20 protein-coding genes and 1 riboswitch are annotated in these 24,913 nt (G+C 50.1%); of the genes, 14 read left to right on the top strand and 6 right to left on the bottom strand.

The window, feature by feature from the left end; translation table 11 throughout:
- The first annotated feature begins 59 nt into the window (after positions 1 to 59).
- Complete coding sequence (fahA, locus tag C7W93_RS22400) at positions 60 to 1,331, top strand: fumarylacetoacetase (RefSeq protein ID WP_108442543.1); 1,272 nt, start codon at positions 60 to 62, stop codon at positions 1,329 to 1,331.
- A 147-nt stretch (positions 1,332 to 1,478) separates the two neighbouring features.
- Complete coding sequence (locus C7W93_RS24525) at positions 1,479 to 2,498, top strand: hypothetical protein (protein WP_146177599.1); 1,020 nt, start codon at positions 1,479 to 1,481, stop codon at positions 2,496 to 2,498.
- A 471-nt stretch (positions 2,499 to 2,969) separates the two neighbouring features.
- Here the strand turns inward: C7W93_RS24525 and lpxO are convergent, their stop codons facing one another.
- On the bottom strand, positions 2,970 to 3,872 hold the full coding sequence (lpxO, locus tag C7W93_RS22390; RefSeq protein WP_108442541.1) for a lipid A hydroxylase LpxO: 903 nt from the start codon (positions 3,870 to 3,872) through the stop codon (positions 2,970 to 2,972).
- 84 nt (positions 3,873 to 3,956) lie between these two features.
- Between lpxO and C7W93_RS22385 the strand changes: the two genes are divergently transcribed.
- Both C7W93_RS22385 and C7W93_RS22380 read left to right on the top strand, forming a co-directional pair.
- Complete coding sequence (locus C7W93_RS22385) at positions 3,957 to 4,178, top strand: hypothetical protein (RefSeq protein WP_108442540.1); 222 nt, start codon at positions 3,957 to 3,959, stop codon at positions 4,176 to 4,178.
- Positions 4,165 to 4,375, top strand: a riboswitch (yybP-ykoY riboswitch). (Overlaps the previous gene by 14 nt.)
- 82 nt (positions 4,376 to 4,457) lie before the next feature.
- Entirely contained in the window at positions 4,458 to 5,462 is a 1,005-nt protein-coding gene (locus C7W93_RS22380) for a sodium:calcium antiporter (RefSeq protein WP_108442539.1), read from the top strand.
- A gap of 102 nt (positions 5,463 to 5,564) precedes the next feature.
- On the opposite strand, the gene C7W93_RS22375 is transcribed toward C7W93_RS22380, so the two are convergent.
- Together C7W93_RS22375 and C7W93_RS22370 are read right to left on the bottom strand one after the other, a co-directional pair.
- Complete coding sequence (locus C7W93_RS22375; RefSeq protein WP_108442538.1) at positions 5,565 to 5,852, bottom strand: hypothetical protein; 288 nt, start codon at positions 5,850 to 5,852, stop codon at positions 5,565 to 5,567.
- An 81-nt stretch (positions 5,853 to 5,933) separates the two neighbouring features.
- Complete coding sequence (locus tag C7W93_RS22370; protein WP_108442537.1) at positions 5,934 to 6,272, bottom strand: YnfA family protein; 339 nt, start codon at positions 6,270 to 6,272, stop codon at positions 5,934 to 5,936.
- Between the two features lie 206 nt (positions 6,273 to 6,478).
- Here C7W93_RS22370 and C7W93_RS22365 point away from each other — a divergent pair, with 206 nt between their 5' ends.
- The 3 genes from C7W93_RS22365 (at position 6,479) to C7W93_RS22355 (ending at position 10,444) form a co-directional block, all read left to right on the top strand.
- Complete coding sequence (locus tag C7W93_RS22365; protein WP_108442536.1) at positions 6,479 to 6,787, top strand: DUF1272 domain-containing protein; 309 nt, start codon at positions 6,479 to 6,481, stop codon at positions 6,785 to 6,787.
- A 230-nt stretch (positions 6,788 to 7,017) separates the two neighbouring features.
- Entirely contained in the window at positions 7,018 to 9,072 is a 2,055-nt protein-coding gene (ppk1, locus tag C7W93_RS22360; RefSeq protein WP_108442535.1) for a polyphosphate kinase 1, read from the top strand.
- Positions 9,073 to 9,193: 121 nt separating this feature from the next.
- Positions 9,194 to 10,444: an IS256 family transposase gene (locus C7W93_RS22355; RefSeq protein WP_108438557.1), complete on the top strand. Its 1,251-nt coding sequence runs from the start codon at positions 9,194 to 9,196 to the stop codon at positions 10,442 to 10,444.
- 102 nt (positions 10,445 to 10,546) lie between these two features.
- On the opposite strand, the gene C7W93_RS22350 is transcribed toward C7W93_RS22355, so the two are convergent.
- Positions 10,547 to 11,692 (bottom strand): YeiH family protein, encoded by a 1,146-nt coding sequence (locus C7W93_RS22350; protein ID WP_370446519.1) that lies wholly within the window; start codon positions 11,690 to 11,692, stop codon positions 10,547 to 10,549.
- Between the two features lie 190 nt (positions 11,693 to 11,882).
- Between C7W93_RS22350 and C7W93_RS22345 the strand changes: the two genes are divergently transcribed.
- The 7 genes from C7W93_RS22345 (at position 11,883) to C7W93_RS22315 (ending at position 21,907) form a co-directional block, all read left to right on the top strand.
- Complete coding sequence (locus C7W93_RS22345) at positions 11,883 to 12,803, top strand: LysR family transcriptional regulator (RefSeq protein ID WP_108442534.1); 921 nt, start codon at positions 11,883 to 11,885, stop codon at positions 12,801 to 12,803.
- Positions 12,804 to 13,347: 544 nt separating this feature from the next.
- The gene (chvE, locus tag C7W93_RS22340; RefSeq protein WP_225870013.1) at positions 13,348 to 14,382 is read left to right on the top strand and encodes a multiple monosaccharide ABC transporter substrate-binding protein; all 1,035 of its coding nucleotides are present in this window, start codon (positions 13,348 to 13,350) and stop codon (positions 14,380 to 14,382) included.
- A gap of 237 nt (positions 14,383 to 14,619) precedes the next feature.
- Positions 14,620 to 16,158 carry a multiple monosaccharide ABC transporter ATP-binding protein gene (gene mmsA, locus C7W93_RS22335; RefSeq protein WP_108442532.1) on the top strand — a complete coding sequence of 513 codons (1,539 nt, stop codon included), beginning with the start codon at positions 14,620 to 14,622 and terminating at the stop codon, positions 16,156 to 16,158.
- Between the two features lies 1 nt (position 16,159).
- On the top strand, positions 16,160 to 17,377 hold the full coding sequence (gene mmsB / locus C7W93_RS22330) for a multiple monosaccharide ABC transporter permease (protein WP_108442531.1): 1,218 nt from the start codon (positions 16,160 to 16,162) through the stop codon (positions 17,375 to 17,377).
- Positions 17,378 to 17,488: 111 nt separating this feature from the next.
- Positions 17,489 to 19,237 (top strand): IlvD/Edd family dehydratase, encoded by a 1,749-nt coding sequence (locus C7W93_RS22325; protein WP_108442530.1) that lies wholly within the window; start codon positions 17,489 to 17,491, stop codon positions 19,235 to 19,237.
- A gap of 23 nt (positions 19,238 to 19,260) precedes the next feature.
- The gene (gene araD1, locus C7W93_RS22320) at positions 19,261 to 20,256 is read left to right on the top strand and encodes an AraD1 family protein (RefSeq protein ID WP_108442529.1); all 996 of its coding nucleotides are present in this window, start codon (positions 19,261 to 19,263) and stop codon (positions 20,254 to 20,256) included.
- A 73-nt stretch (positions 20,257 to 20,329) separates the two neighbouring features.
- Positions 20,330 to 21,907, top strand: a complete 1,578-nt coding sequence (locus C7W93_RS22315; protein ID WP_108442528.1) for an aldehyde dehydrogenase (NADP(+)) — start codon at positions 20,330 to 20,332, stop codon at positions 21,905 to 21,907.
- 177 nt (positions 21,908 to 22,084) lie between these two features.
- Here C7W93_RS22315 and C7W93_RS22310 read toward each other — a convergent pair whose 3' ends face one another.
- A complete protein-coding gene (locus tag C7W93_RS22310; RefSeq protein WP_108442527.1) occupies positions 22,085 to 22,516 on the bottom strand; it encodes an EamA family transporter in 432 nt (143 codons plus the stop codon).
- A gap of 791 nt (positions 22,517 to 23,307) precedes the next feature.
- Positions 23,308 to 24,804: an efflux transporter outer membrane subunit gene (locus C7W93_RS22305; protein ID WP_108442526.1), complete on the bottom strand. Its 1,497-nt coding sequence runs from the start codon at positions 24,802 to 24,804 to the stop codon at positions 23,308 to 23,310.
- Positions 24,805 to 24,913 lie beyond the last annotated feature (109 nt).

Raw genomic sequence — 24,913 nt, 5'->3', positions numbered from 1 at the left:
AAGCGCATTTATCAAGATAATCATGCAGGCAACACTTTTACCCGATAACGGAGTCCCCCATGCAAGCGAACGATCCTAAGCTGAAGTCTTTTATAGCAACGACGCCAGAATCCCATTTCCCGATTCAAAATCTGCCCTACGGTATCTTCAGCACCGGCGCAGACCCGACGCTGCGGGCAGGGATTGCCATCGGCGATAGCGTCTTGGATTTGGCGATTTTGGCTGATGCTGATTTGCTGCCGGTGCCGTCAGAAATATTCCGGAGTGGCAGTCTGAACCAATTTGTCGCGCTAGGTCACGCGACCTGGCGCGCTACGCGTGATGCGGTCAGCCAATTGCTGCGCGATGATAACCCGGTGTTACGCGATAATCGGGCGCTGCGTGCCAACGCGCTGTTGCCGCAAGATCACGTCACGCTGCATTTGCCAATAGACATCGCGGGTTATACCGATTTTTACTCGTCCAAAGAACACGCCACCAATGTCGGATCAATGTTTCGCGATCCAGAAAACGCATTGCTACCAAACTGGTTGCACATCCCGATAGGCTATAACGGCCGCGCTAGTTCTGTCGTGGTCAGCGGTACCGACTTGCATCGACCAAAAGGGCAGTTAAAATTGCCTGACGCCGACGCGCCCATTTTTGCCTCATCCCGTAAGCTTGATTTCGAGTTGGAAACGGGATTTTTTGTCGGTCAGCCAAATGCGTTGGGTGAGCCGATTGATATTGACGTGGCGGAGCAGCATATTTTTGGCATGGTCCTGCTCAACGATTGGAGTGCACGCGATTTGCAGCAATGGGAATATGTTCCGCTCGGACCATTTAACAGTAAGTCTTTCGGCACATCGATCTCACCTTGGGTCGTAACGATGGAAGCACTGGAACCGTTTCGCGTTGCCAGTCCGGCGCAGCAACCCGCGCCGCTGCCGTACTTGCAGCAGCACACCGATAATGGTTATGACATTGCGCTGGAAGTGACCTTGACCGCGGCTGAAGATAAGTCGGGGTTGCCACAGACAATTTGCAAGACCAATTTCAAGGCGATGTACTGGACCATGGCGCAACAACTCGCCCATCACACCGTCTCTGGCTGTAATACGAAAGTAGGCGATTTGATGGGCTCCGGCACGATCAGCGGCAGCACCCCGGACGCATTTGGCAGCTTGCTAGAGTTGACCAAAAATGGGCAGAAACCCTTAACGCTGGCGGACGGCGTGCAACGTGGCTTTATTCAGGACGGCGATGAAATTGCGATGACAGGCTGGTGTCAGGGCGATGGCTATCGGGTAGGGTTTGGCAGCGTCAGCGGAAAGATTTTGCCATCGCGTTAATGGCCTAAGCCTTTGGCCGGGATGATATAGGGGCAGATGCATGCCCCTATTTTTTTGGTCAGAATGTTAAAGTATGAGGATTGTAAAGTTGAGAAAATGGCGGAAATTTCTTAGCCCAGGATTGTCGGAAGTTGCGGCGATTGTTGCGTGTCCCTTACTTTACTTTTTGATCAAAAGCCGCAGAGCGATTCGCCCATGCCAAAAATAACAGCATCATCAGTTAGTTCGTTTACCTTACGAACTATGCCATTTCCAAAGCACATGCCGAGCAGCACGCTTGCCGACAATTTATATTCAGCTTCCAATGTATCTATCAGTCAAATGTCACCTGCATCGGTTGAAGCCCCCGTCATGCCGTTATCAGAACAGGCAAACTCGTCTCTAAGCATTGCCGATTTACTGCGTCTCCCTCATTCTGTTGGCAAAATACCAATCAAAAATACTGTTTTTGAGGAGCGAACGCCACACTCTAACGTGTTCGCAAGACTCTTGGCAGCGGACAGTTTTTCAACGGAAGAAGCAGATGCGGTAGTAGGACATTTATCAACATGTTTTACAGCATCGGTAATGGGAAATTTTTTTGATTCTTTGGGATATACAACGGACACAGCGGATATTCAGACACGCATTGTGGAAATAGAGACGGCTGCCTGGCAATTTACTTTGCCTGAGAAACTCAAAGCACACAGTCAAATCAGGGCACCTGCGTTGTTGACTTCTTATCAACTGAGGCAACTGGTTACGTTAATGAGGGAAACCATCGAAGCGCCGGACTTTCTCTCCAATATGAGTCCTTATCAAATGTATTTTGGACGTACTAAACAAATGATTAACGACGGTCACAAAGTGATTATCGTCATACTCGCATTGGTGCATTTTGTTTGCAGAGACGATGCTAAGCCTCTCCATTTTTCTATGGCTTTATTATCAAAGCGGACTGGTCAGGGGCGTGATTCGTCAACCCTTAAGCGGCTCTATTTCGACTATCGGCGTAGCAAGCCCAAACTTGAGGCGTTATTGCATGGGCACCAAGATAAATTTGATACGAATGCGGTACGTAACTGGGTAAATTTTATGCAGTCCCATAATCACCAGCAAACGAAAACTGCTAAGCTTATGCGGCATTACGATCAGGAGTTTGACGCCTTAGCAGCCTCACGGGTTTAATAGGTCTATGCCAAAAGTATGCGCGTCATCCGTTATCCCCACTAGCCCAAGATATGCGCCGCTAGAAATACATCGTAGCGCCATTGCAGATAATCTTCATCTTGCCCGTCATGAAAATTTCAATCAACTCGCCAGGCCATCCACGCCGTTCATGTCAATTTCGCCAACTGGATTGGACGCGAATCCATCAACGTTTTGTATAGTTATCTTGACAGTAAGTCGCAACCTGAAGAAAAAATTGCTGAGGGGGACTTCGATTTACCAAAGATACGCGCTTGGGCAAAAATGATAAATAAACAGAATTGCCGTATGGAAGTATCCGCTCTCGGATGGGAGAACTGGAACAACAATTTAAAATCTTAGCGCCTTGGAGCGTGCGCCCACCAACTCAGTACGACGCCTTCACAATCATAGTGGCATCCTTCCCGCCTTTGGTCAAAAAGTCTGATGGGTTTGGATGCCGCTGCTTGCTTACAACCAGATTACCGCCGCAACAACGCCGACGATCAATCCAAATTTAATGACGTAATACAACGGTTTGCTGAATTTTTTCAGCGCTCTGCGGTATTGGCCAGCGGCCCAGACAAAGCGGAATAATTTGTTAATCCCCCCGGTCTGGTCGCCGGTCTCATTCGGCGATGCGGCGGCGCTCATCATATGACGGCCAAGCCAGCGATTCACCGCTTGCGCCCAGCGATAGCGCATCGGACGTTCAATATCGCAGAAAATAATGATGCGATTTATGTCAGTGCCGTTGTGAGCCCAATGCATATAAGTTTCATCAAATACCACGCCCTGACCATCGCGCCAGCTATAGCGCTCGCCATTGACTTCGATGAAACAACGATCATCGTTGGGCGTGATCAGTCCCAAGTGATAACGCATCGATCCGGCAAAAGGATCACGATGCAAATTTAGTTTTCCACCCGGTGCCAGTTCAGCAAACATCGCCGCTTTTACGCTAGGCGTGCGGCGCAAAAGCGCCACCGTTTTCGGACAAAATTGTTCTGCCGATGGATGGCTCGCGTCATACCATTTGAGATAAAAGCGTTTCCAACCGGCTTTGAAAAACGAGTTGAAACCGGCGTCGTCATTCTTTTCAGCGGCTCGGATTTTTTCCATTCCAGTCAGCGCTTGCGCCTCGTCGCGGATGGTCTCCCAATTGTCTTCCAGTATTTTCAAATCGTTGAAAGTGCTGGTCGGCAAATAGGCCGTATTCGTCGGTACTTTGGAAAAGATATACATCAAAATATTCAGCGGCGCCATGATCGACGAATGGTCGAACAACTGGCGGAAAAACGGCATCCGTACTTTGCCGCGAAAGTGCACGTAGATAACTGATAAAAGAAAAATGCAAATCACTGTCCATTTCATGACAATGCGCTCCAATCTAAAAATGTTGCATTAGGATGGTCTGACGTTGCTTGCGCCGGACGGGTGGCGTAACGTCAAATATCTATGGGCAAAAAAACAATGAAAAATAAGCCTGAAATTCGTGCTGCCGCCATTTTAGCTGTTTGTGACGACTTTTCCCTGAATCACCCCATTTGGCGAGTGGTAAATATCGATACCAAGCGCCGAGCAGTGAAATTAGCAAGGATACTGGTGAATAAAAATTATTTTCACGATTGCCAGTCGCAATATTTTAATGCTAATATCGGCGCTTCCTTAGGGGAGTAGCCTTCTTGCAGCCATTCATCAGTTGCAATGAGCGTATGTCAACATACTTGACGCTTATCGTCATGGCATACGCGACCGTCAGGTTTGGCCAGACCTTTGGTACATTGTCTTTACCCGGCCGGGCAAAGATATTGTGCCATTTGTCAGCGCCCGGCCCTCAGGATGTCTCGTTATGTTTAAGCCTTGTTGTTCGCCAGTAATATCCTCCGCTGTATTTCCGCTTGTCTCTTTAACGCAGTCCTTGTTTGTTCGCGCTGTTTGTCGTCCACAGGTGTCGGCATGACATTGACCATCGCATTGCTGTTGGGCTCGGCGATTGTCATTTATCTGTCTTGTGAGTATTTCGTCAACAGTATCGAGTGGGTAGGGCGGCGTCTCGGCGTGGCCCAAAGCGCAGTCGGCACGGTGCTAGCGGCCTTCGGTACGGCGTTGCCGGAAACGGTCGTCACGTTTGTAGCTGTGGTGTTTGGTCGTGATGCTGCGCATAAAGACATCGGCGTCGGCGCCGCGTTGGGCGGCCCTTTGGCGCTCAGCACGATTGCCTACGCGGTAGTTGGTCTGATGTTTATTCTGAATCGCAAAAAACTCGGCAATATTCTGTTATCCGCCGCTGACGGCGCGCGTTTAAGTCGCGATCAGGCATGGTTCATGGGGATTTTTGTCCTCAAAATATCTCTCGGATTGATCGCCTTTGCGTTCAAACCATGGCTAGGACTGGTGTTCTTGCTGGCTTACGGTGTTTATATCTGGGGCGAGATCAGCAAAGAAGATGGTGCCGATGTTGAGGTGCACGATCTTGAACCACTGAAATTCCGTCCGCACGATCCACAACCCGCGCTCGGCTGGGCGGCTTTGCAAACGTTGGTGGCGCTAGTCGTGATTTTTCTCAGCTCACAATTATTTGTGGCGCAACTCGAAGCGATGGCACCGTGGCTAGGCATTTCGCCGCATTTGGTCGCTTTATTGCTCAGCCCGATTGCGACAGAACTGCCGGAAATTCTGAATGCGGTTATCTGGGTACGTCAAGGCAAGCAAACGCTGGCGCTCAGCAACATCAGCGGCGCGATGATGATACAGGCCACAATCCCGACCGCATTGGTACTGATCTTCACGCCTTGGATGTTGGATGGCGCGTTGATTTGGGCCGGCGCAATCACGATGATTTCTATCGCAGGCTTGTATATATTGTTGCGCAAACAGATGCTGACTGGCGGTCGTCTGGCATTGTTCGGGGTGTTGTACCTGGTGTTTGCTGCGGGATTGGCGATGATCGGCATACGTTAAGCTGTATTAGTTAAGCCGAGGTGTGTTGCTGAATGTCCTATTAAAGCGAGGAACCTTAAGCTGTCAGGGTTCCTCGGTTTATCGATCCGTTCGATCCGCTATTTACAAGGAGGTTGAGGCGTTCTCAACCTCTGAGGTGGTAAATTCAATTCCACCGATGCGGGGTGCCACCTTGTTATAGACCCAGGCACCGAACAGCGTAAAGAGGAAGCCGAATACCGCATACATTATCGGCGTCAAGAGAAACCAAATTGAAAATCCTCCGGTGCCGGGCATTGCCAGCATTATCAAGCTCGAAAGAATGATGAACGGTAGCGAGATAGAAAAATACAGAACCGCCAGAACTTTAGTAGTTTGTAGCGGCGCGATACGGGTAATTTGTTTTCTCACTCATACTCCCTGATGGTGAAATAACCGCTGATAAACCCAATAACCAAGCAACAACTAAACAATACTGAATAGATAAAAACGTTATGCCCGCGATCCCATTGCGATGACTGCGGCACCGCTTAATGCCAACCCTGCGCCTAGCAGATCAGTCCAGCGTGGCGTAACGCCATCGACGCTCCATAACCATAGAATCGCCACCGCAATATAGACCGCGCCATACGCAGCATAAACCCGACCACTGGCAAATGGATGCAACGTCAGCAGCCACACAAACGCGGTCAGGCTAAGCGCAGCAGGTAATAGCAGCCAGACCGAGCCTTTACCGCTTAGCCACAACATCGGCAGATAACAACCAAGTATCTCAGCGACCGCCGTCAACAGGAATAATCCAAAGGTTTTTGCAAACGAAAGCCAAAGCATATGGCTGAACTCCTTGAGAGCGATGATAAGTGTTGTCTGTATGTTAGGGGATGTTGATGTCGGATGGCAATTTTTATTCACTTTTTGCCACTTTTTAGCATCAAAATTCAACTATGCTAGTGCGTTATCGGAAAAATCCTGCAAGTAAATGGCGATGACCTTTACGACTATTCCGCCCCTATTTTTAGTTAACTCAAGGAAGCACGATGCTTGAACTCAGACCTACCTGTGAGCACTGCAATAAAGCGCTATTGCCTGCGTCACTGGAAGCTCGTATTTGCTCTTACGAATGCACGTTTTGTGCGACTTGCGTCGATGAAGTCATACAGAATGTCTGCCCCAACTGCGGCGGCGGTTTTACCCCGCGACCAATCAGACCGGCCAAAAATCTGAAGGGCGATAATTATCTGGAAAAAGATCCTGCCAGTACCACTATCAAACACCGGCCAGTTGATCCCGTTGCGCATGCGCTTTTTGCGGCAGCGATTAAGGTCATACCGCCTGAACAACGCTAACCGCTTGCATCCTCCGCAAAAAAGCCGCATCGGCAGGCTGTGCGAAAGCGTTTTTTTATTGATGGCCGAGCATTCATCATTGGCATGACGGATTCGTGGGCACATTCATTACCCTTATGTCATTGGTTCGTCACAAAGCCCCACTACAATTTGCCCGATTATTCTGTGGAATGTCGTCAGGATAGTTTTCTCCGCCATTTTTTTTCCACGATGACCATTTACTGAAAAATATGACTTTTCCTTTGCTCAATCGCGAACTCGGTGTCCTGGCCTTCAATGAGCGGGTACTGGCCCAAGCGGAGGATTCCTCCGTACCGTTGCTAGAGCGCTTGCGCTTTGTCTGCATCACCAGTAGCAATCTGGACGAATTTTCTGAAATTCGGATGTCTGGTTTACAGCAGCAAATGCGCGATTCTATCGATGGCGTCACGCCCGATGGCATGTCGCTGCAACACGCTTACGCGGTCATCAGCGAGCGCGCTCAGCAACTGGTTGCGCGCCAATACGCGCTGTTTAATGAGGTATTGTTGCCAGCATTAAACGCTGAAGGAATTGCCTTCTATAACGAGTCCGATTGGGACGAAAAACAAAGTGCCTGGGCCTACGAATTTTTTAAATCGGAGTTGCTGCCGGTCCTGACGCCGATAGGCTTAGACCCGGCTCATCCGTTTCCTAAAGTACTGAATAAGAGTTTAAATTTTGCCGTCAAGTTAAGCGGAAAAGATGCTTTCGGGCGCGAGCCGGAACTGGCGATCGTGCAAGCGCCACGCGCTTTGCCGCGATTGGTACGGATGCCGGATGAACTGTCGCCGCATCCTTATGGCTTCGTTTTGTTAAGCAGTTTCATGCAGCGCTTTGTTGGTGAGTTGTTTCCGGGATTAGTGATCGGTGGTTGCTATCAATTTCGTGTTACGCGCAACAGCGATTTGTTTGTCGATGAAGATGAAGTCACGGATTTACGATTAGCGTTACAGGGCGAACTACCGACGCGTCAACTCGGCAATGCAGTACGTTTAGAAGTCGCAGAAGACACGCCCGCGTCGCTGGTGTTGCGATTGCTGAAGCAAAATGGTTTGCAGCAAGCCGATTGTTATCGCGTGAATGGATCAGTGAATTTGGTGCGCTTGATGCCGTTGCCGGATTTGGTCGACAGGCCTGATTTGAAGTTTGTGCCGCATACGCCGGTACTGCCAAAGTCGTTTTTTACCGGTTCATCGGTGTTTGATGTAATCGATCAGGATGATGTTTTATTGCATCATCCGTATGAGAGTTTTCAGCCGGTGTTGGAGCTGTTGCAGCAGGCTGCGATTGATCCTGATGTATTGGCGATCAAGCAGACTATTTATCGTACCGGTAATGAGTCGGCGTTGATGAATGCGTTGATGCAGGCTGCTAAAAATGGTAAAGAAGTGACGGTTGTTTTAGAGTTGATGGCGCGCTTTGATGAAGAAACCAATATCGGCTGGGCCGCCAAGCTGGAGGCGGTTGGGGCGCATGTTGTGTATGGCGTGTTCGGTTTTAAAACGCATGCCAAAATGCTGTTGATTGTGCGGCGCAAACGTCATGCTAAACATACCAAGCTGAAGCGTTATGTGCATCTTGGCACGGGTAATTATCATTCCCGCACGGCGCGGTTGTATACCGACTTTGGGTTGATGACGAGCGACGATAAAATTTGTGAAGATGTACATAATGTTTTTCAACAGCTGACCGGATTTGGCAAGCAAGTGCCGCTTAAGCGCTTGTGGCAATCGCCATTTACGTTGCACGCGAATATTCTGAAATCAATTCAGAAGGAAGTTGATGCTGCTAAAGCAGGGCGGCAGGGTTATATCATCGCGAAGATGAATGCGTTGCTGGAGCCGACGGTTATTGCTGCGTTGTATGAGGCATCGCAAGCTGGCGTCAAAATTCAGCTGATTATTCGGGGCGTTTGTGCGTTGCAGGCGGGTGTTGAGGGCTTGTCGGAGAATATTAAAGTACGGTCTGTGATCGGACGTTTTCTTGAGCATCATCGGGTGTTTTATTTTTACGCCGATGGTGAGGAGAATGTGACATTGTCCAGTGCCGATTGGATGGATCGGAATTTATTTAGACGGATTGAGACGGCGTTTCCAATTTTGGATAGTAAATTGAAGCGGCGTGTGATTGAGGAAAGTTTGTTGATTCATTTGCAGGACAATGCATCTGCATGGGATATGACTAGCGACGGGAGTTATGAGCGGGTTAGTCCGGGTGATGCGGAGCCATTGATTAGTCAGGTAGATTTGTTGTCGAGGTTTTAAGTTGTAGTTGAAACGAATTTTTCTCCGTAGAGGCAAGCCGGGGGCGGCCCCCGGCAAGAGGGTGTATTAAGCTTTGTGTAAACGGTCATTTGGCAGGACACTGCCACCATAGAGGAAAAAAATGGCCTACATAAAACGAAGCGAGCGGGTTAAGCCCGATCCTGAACTGGTGAAGCTGGCGGATAGCCTGCTTGCCAATTACAAGAAACCTGAAGACCTGATTGGCGAAAACGGTTTGCTCAAACAGCTCACCAAGATGCTCGTTGAACGTGCTTTGGAAGTCGAAATGACTGATCATCTGGGTCACGACAAAAGTAGTTCAGTCACGAACGACACGTCCAACACCCGTAATGGTCACAGCCTCAAGACGCTCAAAGGCGATTTTGGTGCGCTCTCCCTGGATATTCCCCGGGACCGCCAAGGTGCCTTTGCCCCGCAAATCGTCAGCAAGCATCAGACCCGATGGACTGGCTTTGACGACAAGATCATCTCGCTTTACGCCCGTGGTCTGACGGTCAGAGAGATTCAGAGCCACCTGGAAGAAATTTATGGTGCCGAAGTATCGCCCAGTCTGATCTCGTCAGTGACCGATGCGGTAAGCGAAGAGGTCAAGATCTGGCAGGCCAGACCGCTCGATGCCTTGTATCCGATTCTGTATCTCGACTGTATTCACGTCAAAGTGCGCGACACCGGCACGGTACGTACCAAGGCCGTCTACCTTGCCATCGGCGTGAATAGAGAAGGCAACAAGGAAGTTCTGGGACTGTGGATTGCGCAGACGGAAGGTGCCAAGTTCTGGCTTAGTGTCGTGACGGAACTGAAGAATCGCGGCGTGCAGGATATTTTTATTGCGTGTGTCGATGGATTAAAAGGTTTCCCTGAAGCCATCGAAGTGGTGTATCCAAAGGCGACCGTTCAATTATGCATTGTGCATATGGTGCGCAACAGTTTGAATTTCGTCTCCTGGAAAATGCGCAAGGAAGTCGCTGCCGATCTCAAGCGTATTTACACCGCAGCGACCATCGATGAGGCCGACATCATGCTCACCGAATTTGAATCCAAATGGGATAAGGACTACCAGGCGATCAGTTTGTCATGGCGCCGTAACTGGGCGCGGATTACGCCGTTCTTCGACTACCCACCTGAAATCCGCAAGGTCATTTACACCACCAACGCCATCGAATCGATTAATATGAGTCTGCGCAAAATCATCAAAACCCGCAGTTCATTTCCCACTGATGAGGCCGTCAGCAAACTTTTTTATCTGGCGCTCAACAACATCAGCAAGAAATGGACGATGCCATTACGGGACTGGAAAGGGGCACTCAACCGCTTCACAATCCAGTTTGAAGAACGGATGACACCGATTTAAACAAAATTCCGTTTACACAAAATCCGGCACACCCTCCCCGGCAAGCATCCACGGAGCGCTAACCGTGTTAAATACCCACCTGACTAAACTAACTCACCAGCCTCACCCAAGCACCCTCATAACCACAGAATTAATAACCGCTCCCCCCACAATCAACCACCCAAACAGCACCGCAGCAAACAACAACGGCCGAACACCAGCCTGCCGCAAGGCTGAAAAATGCGTAGTCAATCCTAATGCCGCCATCGCCATCGCCAATAAAACAGAATCAAAATCCGTAATAACCGCCGTAACGTGCATCGGCACCCATGCCATCGAATTCAACCCCACCACCGCAACAAAACCGAACGCAAACCAAGGCACAGCCAAAGCAGCCTTACCGCCGTTGATAGGCGCAGAACCAGACGACTCCTTAGTCGAATCTTTAGCCGCTGCCGTCGGCCGACGCGAAATATACGCCGACAACAACATCAAAAACGGTGCCAACATCATCACCCGCACCATCTTCGCAATCACTGCCGTATTTGCCGCCTCCGGACTAATCGCCCGCGCCGCAGCCACAACCTGCGCCACTTCATGCACAGTCGACCCCGTATAAACCCCAAACGCCAATGCCGAATTCGCCAAAAAGTGATACTGCTCATTTAACCGATACAACATTGGATACAAAAAAATCGCCAACGACCCAAACACCACCACCGTCGCCACCGCCACAGTCACCTGCGCAGGATGCGCCTTCACCACCGGCTCAGTCGCCATCACCGCCGCAGCACCGCAAATAGAACTCCCTGCACCAATCAACAAAACAGTATTTCTATCCAACTTGAAAACCTTCGTTCCCAGCAAAACCGCCATCCCAAATGTCGACGTCAACACCAACGCATCAATCACCACGCCGCTCATGCCAACGTTCCCGATATCCTGAAAAGTCAGTCGGAAACCATACAAAATAATCCCCAACCGCAGCAGGTTTTTTTTAGAAAAATCAACACCCACCGCGCAACCCGGTGCCAACCGTCCATAGACGGTATTCCCGATCACCATCCCCAAAACAATCGCAATCGTCAGCGCACTAAAACCACTATTCTGAAGCCACTGAATCTTCGCAGCCAGCGTCGACACGCCCGCAATCACAATACTCAAAATCAGCCCTAGTACAAGGCTAGATTTGTTTGCTGGCAAGCGCCCGGCACGCGGCGCGGCGCTCGATGTAGCATTCAAAGTAGGTAAATTAGTCGCGCTAGTCACAGATGTTCCAATCCAGAAAAGACCCTTCGATCAGGTATGGCATCACTATATCGAGCGCTGATTTAAAAGAAAAACCGATTATTTTTGTATAATCAACCTGTTTTATAGGTTAATTGCCTATCGCTGATGAAGTGCGTAGTAGAGTAAGCAACGCTCGACAGCGATTTTCTCCACCATACACAGCCACCCCATGCGCCTTACGTTCAGACAATTACAAATATTCCTCGCGGTGGCGCACTCCGGCAGCACGACTGCCGCCTCAGAATTAGTCGCATTGTCCCAATCAGCCACCAGCGCCGCCCTGAACGAACTAGAAAACTTGCTGGATTGCCGCCTGTTTGATCGCGTCGGCAAGCGACTTATCCTGAACGACAATGGCCGCCTGTTATTGCCACAGGCCGCGCAGGTAGTCGACGCCGCCAACACCATCGAGCAACAATTCCTGTCGCCAGAGATGGCGCAGGGCGGCGGCATCCGCATCGGCGCCAGCACTACCATTGGGAGCTATCTGTTGCCAGCGCTGGTCGCCGCCTATCGCCAGCAATACAGCGCGCTGCAAGTACGCGTCACGATTGCCAATACTGCCGACATCGTTGCGGCAGTCGGTAACTACGAGGTCGATGTCGGTCTGATCGAAGGACCGTGCCACGCGGCAGACATGCTGGTAGAACCGTGGCTGCTAGACGACTTGCTCATTGTCTGCGCACCGCATCATCCGATTCTGGAAGGGCGCTCACTGCAAGAGCAAGCCGAGAAAAAAGTCAGCGTAAAAGCCCTGCGTGACGCCGAATGGTTATTGCGTGAGCCGGGTTCCGGCACGCGAGAAGCGGTCGAGCAAGCGCTATTGCCGCATCTGCATCATTTGCGCCAAAATTGTGAATTTGGTAATTCGGAAGCGATAAAACACGCCACAGCCGCCGGGCTTGGCCTGAGTTGTTTATCGCGGGCGGTAGTGAATGATTTTCTGGAAAGCGGACGTTTGGTAGAAATGAATACGACTTTACCAAGACTACATCGTCATTTTTATCTGATCCATAGCCGCCAAAAAATCTTGTCCCTGCGCTTAATGCAATTTCTGGCCTTCTGTCGTGGATGGTCGGGCGAAAGGTAAGCCCAGATCGGGCAAGATAAAGTGCGTTGTCATTTTAGTGGCAAGTATGGCTGCGCATTCAAATAATAATGCTCTGCTTAGTTTGGTCAGCGCCGCAGCTTATATGGTCGAGCTAGCTTTCCGCAGTATTGCCTCTAATTGCCCAAACTGCATCCTCACTCATATCTAAATGAATATCACTTTCGCAAAAAAAGTGATTAGTCAGCACGCCCAACAATTTTTACACTGGAATCGCGTTTCACCGACATTATTCAAATATGATGCGTAGGTGTATTTAAACTACATTTATGATTTGTGTGATTGATACCGAAATGAGTATTAATTTCGCAAAAAAATTCATTTGTTTGATATCAGTAAAATTCGTATTATGGATGTCAAATAGGTGGCAAAAAATACGGTCAGAACGCGGTCAGAGGCAACTTAATCGCTAAAAAGCGACGCAATAAAATAAAAAGAGTACATAAAAAGAGTACGAACACTCGCAGCACCACAAAAACTAAGGAGATAAGTTGTGAAGATGATTAAATCCACGATTCTGGGATTGATGATAGGTCTGATTGGCGTCGCATCACAGGTAAGCGCACAGGAAAAAGGGCTGGTAGGTATTTCAATGCCGACAAAGTCTTCCGCACGCTGGATTGCCGATGGCGACAATATGGTCAAAGTCTTTAAAGAAAAAGGGTACAAAACCGACTTGCAATACGCTGAAGATGACATTCCAAATCAGTTGGCGCAGATTGAAAACATGGTAACCAAGGGCGCAAAAGTACTGGTTATCGCCTCAATTGATGGCACCACGCTGTCCGATGTATTGCAAAAAGCCGCTGACAAAGGCGTGAAGATCATTGCGTATGATCGTTTGATCCGCAATTCAAAAAACGTCAATTACTACGCTACTTTCGATAACTTCCAAGTCGGTGTCCTGCAAGCTGGATACATCGAAAAAGCACTAGGTTTGAAGAGCGGCAAAGGCCCATTCAATATCGAACTTTTTGGCGGTTCGGCAGATGATAACAACGCGTTCTTTTTCTACAATGGTGCGATGTCGGTGTTGAAGCCGTATATCGACAGCGGCAAGCTGGTCGTTCGCAGCAAGCAAATGGGTATGGACAAAGTTTCTACGCTGCGCTGGGATGGTGCTGTGGCACAAGCGCGGATGGATAATTTGTTGAGTGCGTATTACACCAATGCTCGTGTAGATGCGGTTTTGTCGCCATATGATGGTTTGAGTATCGGTATTCTTTCGTCGCTAAAAGGCGTCGGTTACGGCACACCAAAACTGCCAATGCCAGTCGTGACTGGGCAAGATGCTGAAGTCCCATCGGTAAAATCGATTATCCGTGGCGAGCAGCGTTCAACCGTCTTCAAAGACACGCGTGAGTTGGCTAAAGTAACGGTCGGTATGGTCGATGCCGTCTTAAGCAACAAGACTCCTGAAATTAACGATACCAAGACTTATAACAATGGCGTGAAAGTTGTGCCTGCTTATCTGTTGAAACCGGTCATCGTAGATGCATCTAACTGGAAACAAGTGCTAGTCACTGGTAGCGGCTATTACACCGAAGCGCAAATTAAATAATACATGGTGTGAGGCAGCGTGGGCCGCAGGAATCGATTGCCGGATGTTTCATCCGTGCGCGGATTCTGCGGCCCTTCATCCACAATCCACCGGAATCCGTCAGATGGAAATGGTCTAATCGTCCAGACGATCATCGATGGGGAATGTTGGTTAACTAGTCGGTTGAAATTTAATCGTTGATCAAGTCAGGGTGCGCCAATCTGCATCTGACACTTTGATGGCGATAAGGGTTAAAAGATGGAAACTATCCTTGAGATGCGGGGAATCCAGAAAACATTTCCGGGCGTCAAGGCGCTGGATAATGTCAATCTGAAAGTTCGTAGCGGCGAAATCCACGCGCTGGTTGGCGAAAACGGCGCAGGTAAATCAACCTTGATGAAAGTGCTGAGTGGTGTGTTTCCCCACGGTACTTATACCGGCGAAATTCATTTTCAAGGCCAGGAACGCCAATTCAAAGGGATCGCCGATAGCGAAAAAATCGGCATTATCATCATCCATCAAGAATTGGCCTTAGTACCGTTGTTATCCATCACCGAAAATATTTTTCTCGGCAATGAGCAGGCTACAAATGGCGTCATTGACGATGCTTTGTCGTACAACAAAGCCAAAGAATTACTCAAAAAAGTCGGACTGAAAGAATCGCCTGCCACGTTGATCACCAATCTGGGTGTGGGTAAACAACAGTTGATTGAGATCGCCAAGGCGCTCTCCAAGAAAGTGAAATTGCTGATTTTGGATGAGCCGACGGCCAGTCTGAATGAAAGCGATAGCGATGCGCTGCTGGAGTTGCTGCTTGAACTGAAGGCAGAGGGAATTTCTTCTATCCTGATTTCGCACAAACTCAACGAAATTTCCAAAGTCGCCGATTCGATCACGATTCTGCGAGATGGTTCGACCGTGGATACGCTGGATTGCCACAAAGAAGTCATCAGCGAAGATCGCATTATCCAGAATATGGTCGGCCGTGAAATGGCGGATCGTTATCCTAAACGCACCCCCGATATCGGCGAGACCATTTTTGAAGTCAAGCAGTGGCGTGTACATCATCCGCTGCATCCTGATCGCGAAGTGATCAAAGGCGTTAATTTTCATGTAAAAAAAGGCGAAATCGTCGGCATTGCCGGATTGATGGGCGCTGGCCGTACCGAACTGGCGATGAGTATTTTTGGGCGCACTTACGGCAAACGTATCAGCGGACAGGTTTTTTTACGCGGTAAAGAAATTGACGTCGGCACGGTCCAAAAAGCTATTAATCACGGCATCGCCTATGTCACTGAAGACAGAAAGGGCTACGGCCTGATTCTGGACGAAGACATCAAGAAAAATATCACGCTGGCAAATCTCGGCGGTATTTCGAACATGATGGTGATCGATGAAGGCCAGGAATTTAAGGTCGCGGCGGACTATCGCGGCAAGCTGCGTATCCGTTGCGCCAATGTGTTTCAAAAAGTGCTGAATTTGTCAGGCGGCAACCAACAAAAAGTCGTACTCAGTAAATGGCTGTTTTCCAATCCGGACGTACTAATTCTGGATGAACCGACACGCGGTATCGACGTCGGTGCCAAGTACGAAATTTATAACATCATCAGCCAACTGGCGGCTGAGGGCAAATGCATCATCATGATCTCGTCGGAAATGCCGGAATTGCTGGGCATGTGCGATCGTACTTATGTGATGAACGAAGGTAACTTCGTTGGAGAATTTTTGGCCGCAGAAGCCTCACAAGAAAAAATTATGCGTGCGATAGTCAAAAACGCAAAGATTGGAGATAACTAATATGAACCAAAAAATTGCTACCAGCGACACTCAGTTGGACGGACCGATTCCAATAGCCGAATCCAAGGATTACGCCGGTTTTCTGAAAAAGAACATGCGCGAATACGGCATGTTGCTGTCCCTGATCGCAATCATGGCGTTCTTTCAGTACATGACCGATGGCACTTTGATGCGGCCGTTGAACCTGACCAATCTGGTCCTCCAAAACAGCTACATCGTCATCATGGCGCTGGGTATGTTGATGGTGATTGTGGCGGGGCACATCGATTTGTCTGTGGGTTCTGTAGTAGGTTTTGTCGGCGCATTGGCTGCCGTATTGATGGTGAATTTTCATCTGAACTTTATCGTCACGATCATCATTTGCCTGATCGCCGGTGCGCTCATTGGCGCGGCGCAAGGCTATTTTGTCGCGTTTTTCAGAATCCCGTCTTTCATCGTTACCTTGGCAGGCATGCTGGTATTTAAAGGATTGACGCTGGCATTGTTAGACGGTCAATCAGTGGGACCTTTTCCTGATGCTTTTCAACGACTAAGCTCCGGCTTTATTCCGGACCCGATTGGCGGCGTTGATTTACGGATTACATCCTTGGTGGTGGGCATAGTGGTGGCGGTGACGTTGATTGTCGTCAAATGGCGCGGTCGGATTAGTCAAACCAAGCACGGAATGGAAGACGAGCCGTTCACCTTTTTTGTCTTGAAAAATATTGTTTTCGTTGCAATCGTCATATTTTTCAGTTACTTGCTGGCGTCTTATAAAGGTATGCCGAATGTCTTGATCATCATGTTTATGTTGATGGTGGTGTACACCTTTATCGCCAATCGTACGACCATCGGACGTCGCGTTTATGCCGTCGGTGGTAACGAAAAAGCCGCAAAACTTTCCGGTATCAAAACCGCCCGAGTATCGTTTTACACCTTCGTCAATATGGGCATGCTGGCGGCGTTGGCCGGATTGATTTTTGCAGCACGTCTGAATACGGCGACACCTAAAGCGGGTACTGGATTTGAACTGGATGTAATTGCGGCCTGTTTCATCGGCGGCGCTTCGGCATCCGGCGGCGTCGGCAAAGTCATGGGCGCAGTAATCGGTGCGTTTGTGATGGGCGTGATGAATAACGGTATGTCGATCATGGGTATCGGCATCGATTATCAGCAGGTAATTAAAGGGTTGGTGTTATTGGCTGCGGTGTGTGTAGACGTTTATAACAAGAATAAATAAGCACAGCCGCTTTCGTACTTTTTCGCATTTTTTTCTATTCAGTATTTGCAGCACCAATCCGGGATCAATGAACCCGGAGGATGCTGCTCACCTTTCAAAAGAAAGCCAACGATGACAATCGATAAAACACGTCCTTTACGTTCTGCTGAATGGTTTGGCAGCAATGATAAAAACGGTTTCATGTATCGCAGCTGGATGAAAAATCAGGGCATTCCTGATCATGAATTTCACGGTAAGCCGATTATCGGGATTTGCAATACCTGGTCTGAACTGACGCCGTGTAACGCGCACTTTCGCAAAATTGCAGAGCACGTAAAAAACGGCATTCTGGAGGCGGGCGGTTTTCCGGTTGAGTTCCCGGTTTTCTCTAACGGTGAATCAAATCTGCGCCCGACGGCGATGCTGACACGCAATCTCGCCAGTATCGACGTCGAAGAATCCATCCGAGGTAATCCAATGGATGCTGTAGTGCTGCTGGTCGGTTGCGATAAGACCACGCCTGCACTGCTGATGGGCGCTGCCAGTTGCGATATTCCCGCGATTGTCGTTACCGGCGGACCAATGTTGAACGGTAAGCATAACGGCAAAGATATCGGCTCTGGCACTGCGGTTTGGCAACTGAGCGAAGCGGTCAAGGCTGGCAAAATTTCGATGCATGAATTCATGTCGGCTGAAGGCGGAATGTCGCGCTCGGCGGGTACTTGTAATACGATGGGAACCGCCTCTACCATGGCTTGCATGGCTGAAGCGCTGGGTACATCGTTACCGCACAATGCAGCAATTCCCGCAGTCGATTCGCGCCGTTATGTATTGGCGCATATGTCCGGCATGCGGATTGTTGATATGGTGTGGGAAGACTTGCGTCTATCCAAAATTCTGACACGTGAAGCGTTTGAAAACGCGATCCGCGTCAATGCTGCGATTGGCGGCTCGACCAATGCTGTGATCCATCTGAAAGCGATCGCTGGTCGTATCGGCGTCAATCTTGATTTGGAAGACTGGACCACAGTGGGACGCGGTACGCCGACGATCGTTGATCTGCAACCTTCCGGTCGTTTCCTGATGGAAGAGTTCTATTACGCCGGTGGTTTGCCAGGCGTATTGCGTCGTCTGGGAGACGGTAATTTGTTGCCGCACAAAGATGCGCTGACCGTTAACGGCAAGAGTATTTGGGAAAATACCCTGGACGCGCCAGTCTATAACGACGAAGTGATTCGCACACTCGATAATCCGCTCATTGCAGACGGCGGCATTTGTATCTTGCGCGGCAATCTCGCACCACGCGGTGCGGTATTGAAGCCATCCGCCGCCTCGCCGGAATTGATGCAGCATCGCGGTCGCGCAGTGGTATTCGAAGATTTCAGCCATTACAAAATCCGTATCAATGACCCTGAATTAGAAGTCGATGCCAGCTCCGTATTGGTGATGAAAAATTGCGGTCCAAAGGGCTATCCGGGCATGGCAGAAGTCGGCAATATGGGCTTGCCACCTAAGTTGTTAGCGCAAGGCGTCAAGGATATGGTGCGTATTTCCGATGCAAGAATGAGCGGCACTGCCTATGGCACCGTGGTATTACACGTCGCACCGGAAGCCGCTGCCGGCGGACCGCTGGGCATCGTTCAAGATGGCGATTGGATTGAGCTAGATTGTCACGCAGGGCGCTTGCATCTGGATATCAGCGACGCAGAAATGGCGACGCGCCAGACTGCACGCGCGGCTGCCGCAGACACCAATCCGCCAGCTATGAAGGGCGGCTATCAACAACTTTACATCGACCGCGTATTGCAAGCGGACGAAGGTTGCGACTTCGACTTTTTGGTGGGCTGTCGCGGCTCAGCCGTGCCGAAGCATTCGCACTAACGCATTCTAAAATCGGATCTGCCATGTTATTAGTTCAGTTAAAACAACCTGACAACAGCCGCCGTATCGGTGTGTTGGAGAACGACAATCTTTCAATTCGCCTAATCGATGGTTACGCGTCGGTGTACGCGCTGGCACAGGCAGCGATTGCCAATAACGTGTCTTTAAAAGAGTTGGCAAGTGATGCGCTGGGCGCGGACTCTGTGGCATATGCAACGGTGGCTAGCGAAGGGCGATTACTGCCGCCGCTGGATCATGCCGATGATGCGCATTGTTTTGTCACGGGCACCGGCCTGACGCATTTGGGCAGCGCCGATGGGCGCGATGCGATGCATAAAAAAGTCAGCGATATTGATACGCTGACTGACAGCATGAAGATGTTCCGGATGGGGCTGGACGGTGGCAAGCCCGCCGCCGGAGATATCGGCGTTCAGCCAGAATGGTTCTACAAAGGCGATGGTTCTATCGTGCGGGCAAATGGGCAAACGTTGACGATGCCGCATTTTGCGCTGGATGGTGGCGAAGAGCCGGAAATCGCCGCGTTGTATATGATCGGTGCGAATGGTGCGCCGTATCGCCTCGGTTTTGCGATTGGCAATGAATTTTCCGATCACGTCACAGAGCGCCAGAATTACCTGTATCTGGCACATTCCAAGTTGCGTCAATGTTCACTTGGGCCAGCGTTGCTGCTGGGAGAACTGCCTTCGCATGTCGAAGGAATGTCCCGGATTTTGGACACAGCCGGTGTGGTGCGTTGGGAAAAGCCATTTCTCAGCGGTGAGGATAATATGTCGCACACCATTGCCAATCTGGAATATCACCATTTCAAATATCCGTTGTTTTGTCGCCCCGGCGATGTGCACGTGCATTTCTTTGGCACGGCTACACTAAGCTGCGTTGATGGAATTACGGTTGCAGAGGGCGAAACTTTTGAGATTGACGTAGCCGCCTTCGGCCCACCATTACGAAATTGTCTTGCGATAGAAAAATTGCAGCAGCCGGTCATTCACGCGCTCTAAGTGTGGTTTGCCGTTATATTGCCGTACGTTAAAAAATCATTTAAAACGCTGCTCATAGCAGCGAAGGAAAAACATGAATATCACAGGCCAGGCGCTTATCGGCGCGAATAGCATTACCGGCGACGGCGCAATTTTTTCGGCATTTAGTCCTCCTGTCGGCAAAGAAATCGCACCGGTTTTTCATACCGTCAACAGCGCTCAAATAGATCAGGCTTGCCGCCTCGCTCAGCAAGCCTTCGATGCTTATCGCGCTACCGATCCAGAAACACGTGCACGCTTTCTCGAAACTATCGCGCAAAAAATTATTGATCTGGGCGAACCATTGATCATCCGTGCGATGGCCGAAAGTGGTTTGCCACAAGCAAGGTTAGAAGGCGAGCGCGGTCGTACTGTCGGACAATTGAAATTGTTCGCCGAGGTGCTGCGTGAAGGTTCTTGGTTAGATGCCCGCATCGATCCGGCTCTGCCAGAACGCAAGCCAATGGCGCGTGTCGATCTGCGCCTGCGCATGATCGCTCTGGGCCCGGTTGCGGTATTTGGTGCTAGCAATTTTCCGTTGGCATTTTCGGTCGCCGGTGGTGATACGGCATCGGCATTGGCTGCCGGTTGTCCGGTCGTCGTCAAGGCGCATCCTGCTCATCCCGGTACTTCTGAATTAGTAGGCCGTGCGATTCAGCAAGCGGTGGCAGAATGCAATTTGCCAGAAGGCGTATTTTCTCTGCTAACAGGGATCGGCAATGAATTGGGGACAGAGCTGGTGCGTCACCCTGCGATTCAAGCGGTTGGCTTTACCGGCTCGCGTCAGGGCGGACTAGCGCTGATGGCGGTTGCCGCTGCGCGCCCACATCCGATTCCGGTCTATGCAGAAATGAGCAGTATCAATCCCGTATTCATGCTGCCGCACGCGTTGGCAGCACGCTCGGAAACACTGGCAACCGGCTTCGTCGATTCGCTGGTGATGGGCGTGGGTCAATTTTGTACGAATCCGGGCTTGGTACTAGGATTGGCTGGGGCTGATTTTGAGCGCTTTACCAGCCTCGCTACAGAACAACTCACACAACGCGCCGCAGCCACCATGCTCACCGCCGGAATACACGACGCCTATCAAAAAGGCGTCAGCCGTCTGGCCGCCAATGCCAGTGTGCGCCAGCTTAGCCAAGGCGTCGCCGTGGATGGCGCATACAAGGGCACGCCGGCGCTGTTCGCAACGACTGCGGCTGATTTTTTGGCAGATGCACATTTATCGGAAGAGATATTCGGCCCGGCATCCCTGTTGATCGCATGCGCCGATAATGCCGAAATGCAGAAGGTGGCAGAACATCTTGAAGGCCAGTTAACCGCGACGCTACAAATGGATGACGGCGATCACGATGCGGTACGTGCGTTGTTGCCGATACTGGAACGGAAAGTTGGTCGGATTCTGGCGAACGGCTTCCCGACGGGCGTTGAAGTGTCGTATTCCATGGTCCATGGCGGACCGTTCCCATCGACTTCGGATGGGCGCAGCACTTCGGTAGGTAGTGCGGCTATACAGCGGTTTTTGCGGCCAGTGTCGTATCAGAATTTGCCGCAATCATTGTTGCCAGCGGCTGTGCAGGATAGTAATCCGCTGGGAATTTGGCAGCGTGTGGATGGCCAGCTGGTGCGATAAATTTCTATTCGCCGTAATCAGCGTAATACCGCGACTGGCAGAGGATTCGTTCTTTGCGGCAGTCGTTAATTAGCCCTGTCACAACTCTGTAGGTGCTTGCCGAACACTATTGGCAAGCATCCGAAGACGTCATAATTCCGTCAGTTAGCGCCAACTTACCGTTGCCCGCACGCTGATTTAGAACGCAATGATCACCACTGATCCTGCGACTATCAACGACCCGCCGATAGCGATCGGCCACGTCAACTGCTCTCCTGCAAATATCAATCCCAACACAATCGCAAAAGCCACGCTCAGTTTATCGATGGGCGCGACTTTTGATACTGGTCCAATTTGCAGTGCGTGATAATAGCAAAGCCACGAAAGCCCGGTGGCAATGGCGGATAGCACTAAAAATAGCCAATTGGAGCCACCGATCAATGCTGGCTTCTGCCACTCGTCACGCAACGTAACGATCCCGGCAATCACGAACAGAATAACGACAGTACGAATAAAAGTAGCAAAATTCGAATTGATCCCAACCACGCCAAACTTCCCAAATATCGCCGTCAGCCCTGCAAAAAAGGCCGATCCAAGTGCGTACAGTTCCCAACTGGGGCGCAGATTCATTGTTTAATTCTCCGAAATGTCGAAAATTGTGATGAGGAGTACTTTCTCATATTTAGCAATTCTGGTGAAGTTCTAGTAATTCCTTAGACTTTGGAAAGATCGGAACCGCCTACACTATATCTCTGTAAACGAATGCCTATTATTACGATTTAGCGAGGACCACCAGGCAGAGATCGTCGCAGGAATTTACTTTCCGCATGTTTGAATCGATCTTAATCGATCTTAATTGTTCATCGCTGTTCTTGGTTTATCTGAAAGAGGCGCTATCGCTCCGATCATTACCTCAAAAAGCAAAAAATTGGCAGGCTAGCGACAGTAGGGAGGCGGGGGGGCTGTCTGAGTCAGGGTGACGGATTTTTGCTAAGCGCGGCAGTGCGCCATACGCAAAGCCTTATTCTGAAAAAGCTTTTTTAAAAGACTTTGCTTTCATTAAAGTTGATCCTGAAAGCTTGAATAAAAATTTCTTCGGTCATTTGTACCGCTATTAGAGTCAGCATTTATTCTATGACCCGATGTCAATTTACGCCAAGCTAGATATTTCCATCGTCAGTGCGATGGGGGTAAATGACGAGTCTGAGCCAATTGAATCAGGTCTAGCATTGCAAAAGTATTTCTCCATGCATCTCGAGAAAATTTTTTAATTCCTTCTTTATCCCAACGCTAATCAATGCTTCAAACAGCACAAAAGGATTCCTCGAAATCTTTTATACAAGCTTGGCCAAATGGTTTAAAGGCGATTCAGAGGCTTTCAACAATCTCTGAATACGCCATCATATTCAGAAGTTGCAGGTTCATTTTGCAGTCGCAACCGCGTTCGGACTGGCCGAGGTTGCGGCTTTATTTATCGCTTTGCCATCCGGCAGTTCCCCTTGACTCCATCCGCCGCCCAGTGCGGCAATTAATTGCACGCTAGCCGCCATGCGCCGGTTAAGAATACTCAGCGCAGAATTCTCGGCGCTGAGTGCGGTGGCTTGTACCGTCGCCACGCTGGTGTAATTGACTAAACCGGCTTTGTATTGATTCAGAATCAGTGTTACGGCTAAGCGGGCTGATTGGACTGTTTCATCTTGCACTGACGCTTCTTCTTCCAATATTCTGAGCGAGGCCAAATTGTCTTCTACCTCTTGGAAGCTGGTCAACACCGCTTGCTTATAGGCTGCGACCGTGCCGTCATAGGCGGCGATGGCTTGCTCGGTTTGGGCTTTGCGTGCGCCGCCATCGAAAATCGTTTGCGCCAGTGCCGGGCCGAGTGACCATACTCTGCTTGGGAAGGTCAGCCAGTTGGCGAAGCTATTGCTTTCAAAACCGCCTGATGCAGACAAGGTCAACGCAGGAAAATAGGCTGCCTTAGCGACGCCGATCTGGGCGTTCGCTGCTGCGGCTAAGCGTTCTGCGGAACTGATATCGGGACGACGCTCTAGCAGCGTGGACGGAATACCTACCGGGATAGCTGGCACTACGGCAACCAATGGGGCTGGCGCGATGGAAAAAGTCGATGCCGGTTGGCCCACTAATAACGCAATCGCATGCTCGGTTTGTGCGCGTTGTACGCCCAGATCGATCATTTGCGCTTGCGCTGACTTCAACTGCGTTTGTGCCTGTATGACATCAGAGCGGGCAACGATACCGGCGGCGTATTGGTTTTGGGTTAGTTGGAAGGATTTTTGGTAAGCGGCAACGGTGTCCGTCAGCAACGTTTTTTGCGCATCGAGTGTCCGTAGTAACCAATAATCTTGCGCCAAGGCCGACTGCGCACTAAGTCTTGCCGCTTGTAAATCGGCGGCGCTGGCTTGCGCGCTGGCCTGATTCGATTCCACCGTGCGTCGCACGCGGCCCCACAGGTCGGGTTCCCAACTGGCGCTAAGCGCTAGCGAATTTGTTGTGCTGACTGATCCATTGCTGCTGGCTGCCGTATTGCTAGAATTTTTGCTGGCGGAGCCACTGCCAGAGCGGGTCGCCGATACGTTGGCGCCGACCGTCGGAGAATACGCCGCGCGCGCCGATTGCACCAATGCGCTGGCCTGACGATATTTTGCTTCGGCCTGGGCAAGATTTTGGTTGGAGATGTCGATTTGGGTAATCAGCGAATTGAGCAGGGCGTCGTTATAGCTTTCCCACCAATGGTCGCTCAGTTCGTGATCACGCGGCTCGGCGACTTTCCAGTCTTTCGATTCTTTGAAGGCGCTCGGCGTGTCCATTACCGGGCGTACGTAACCAGGCCCTACAGCGCAGGCGCTTAATAAGAGAGTCACTGAGGCGGCTAAAGCCAATACATTGCGATGTTTCATTTCAATTCCATCCACTGATTACTGATAGGCAAATAAGCCCTCAAACACAAGACCGAAAAACGCTGCCAATGACGGTTTACGCAGCTGAGATACAGTTATTTTGCGCGCA

Origin of the sequence: Glaciimonas sp. PCH181, from assembly GCF_003056055.1 — a bacterium.
Classification (GTDB): Bacteria; Pseudomonadota; Gammaproteobacteria; order Burkholderiales; family Burkholderiaceae_D; genus Glaciimonas.
Note: the sequence above shows the minus strand (reverse complement) of the source record. Positions and strands in the feature narration are given on the sequence as shown.

What these genes read in the sequence shown, in the direction of transcription:
- fahA (WP_108442543.1), top strand. Translation starts at nt 60, where the DNA reads ATGCAAGCGAACGATCCTAAGCTGAAGTCTTTTATAGCAACGACGCCA.
- lpxO (WP_108442541.1), bottom strand. Translation starts at nt 3,872, where the DNA reads ATGAAATGGACAGTGATTTGCATTTTTCTTTTATCAGTTATCTACGTG.
- C7W93_RS22385 (WP_108442540.1), top strand. Translation starts at nt 3,957, where the DNA reads ATGGGCAAAAAAACAATGAAAAATAAGCCTGAAATTCGTGCTGCCGCC.
- C7W93_RS22380 (WP_108442539.1), top strand. Translation starts at nt 4,458, where the DNA reads ATGACATTGACCATCGCATTGCTGTTGGGCTCGGCGATTGTCATTTAT.
- C7W93_RS22370 (WP_108442537.1), bottom strand. Translation starts at nt 6,272, where the DNA reads ATGCTTTGGCTTTCGTTTGCAAAAACCTTTGGATTATTCCTGTTGACG.
- C7W93_RS22365 (WP_108442536.1), top strand. Translation starts at nt 6,479, where the DNA reads ATGCTTGAACTCAGACCTACCTGTGAGCACTGCAATAAAGCGCTATTG.
- ppk1 (WP_108442535.1), top strand. Translation starts at nt 7,018, where the DNA reads ATGACTTTTCCTTTGCTCAATCGCGAACTCGGTGTCCTGGCCTTCAAT.
- C7W93_RS22355 (WP_108438557.1), top strand. Translation starts at nt 9,194, where the DNA reads ATGGCCTACATAAAACGAAGCGAGCGGGTTAAGCCCGATCCTGAACTG.
- C7W93_RS22345 (WP_108442534.1), top strand. Translation starts at nt 11,883, where the DNA reads ATGCGCCTTACGTTCAGACAATTACAAATATTCCTCGCGGTGGCGCAC.
- chvE (WP_225870013.1), top strand. Translation starts at nt 13,348, where the DNA reads ATGATAGGTCTGATTGGCGTCGCATCACAGGTAAGCGCACAGGAAAAA.
- mmsA (WP_108442532.1), top strand. Translation starts at nt 14,620, where the DNA reads ATGGAAACTATCCTTGAGATGCGGGGAATCCAGAAAACATTTCCGGGC.
- mmsB (WP_108442531.1), top strand. Translation starts at nt 16,160, where the DNA reads ATGAACCAAAAAATTGCTACCAGCGACACTCAGTTGGACGGACCGATT.
- C7W93_RS22325 (WP_108442530.1), top strand. Translation starts at nt 17,489, where the DNA reads ATGACAATCGATAAAACACGTCCTTTACGTTCTGCTGAATGGTTTGGC.
- araD1 (WP_108442529.1), top strand. Translation starts at nt 19,261, where the DNA reads ATGTTATTAGTTCAGTTAAAACAACCTGACAACAGCCGCCGTATCGGT.
- C7W93_RS22315 (WP_108442528.1), top strand. Translation starts at nt 20,330, where the DNA reads ATGAATATCACAGGCCAGGCGCTTATCGGCGCGAATAGCATTACCGGC.
- C7W93_RS22310 (WP_108442527.1), bottom strand. Translation starts at nt 22,516, where the DNA reads ATGAATCTGCGCCCCAGTTGGGAACTGTACGCACTTGGATCGGCCTTT.
- C7W93_RS22305 (WP_108442526.1), bottom strand. Translation starts at nt 24,804, where the DNA reads ATGAAACATCGCAATGTATTGGCTTTAGCCGCCTCAGTGACTCTCTTA.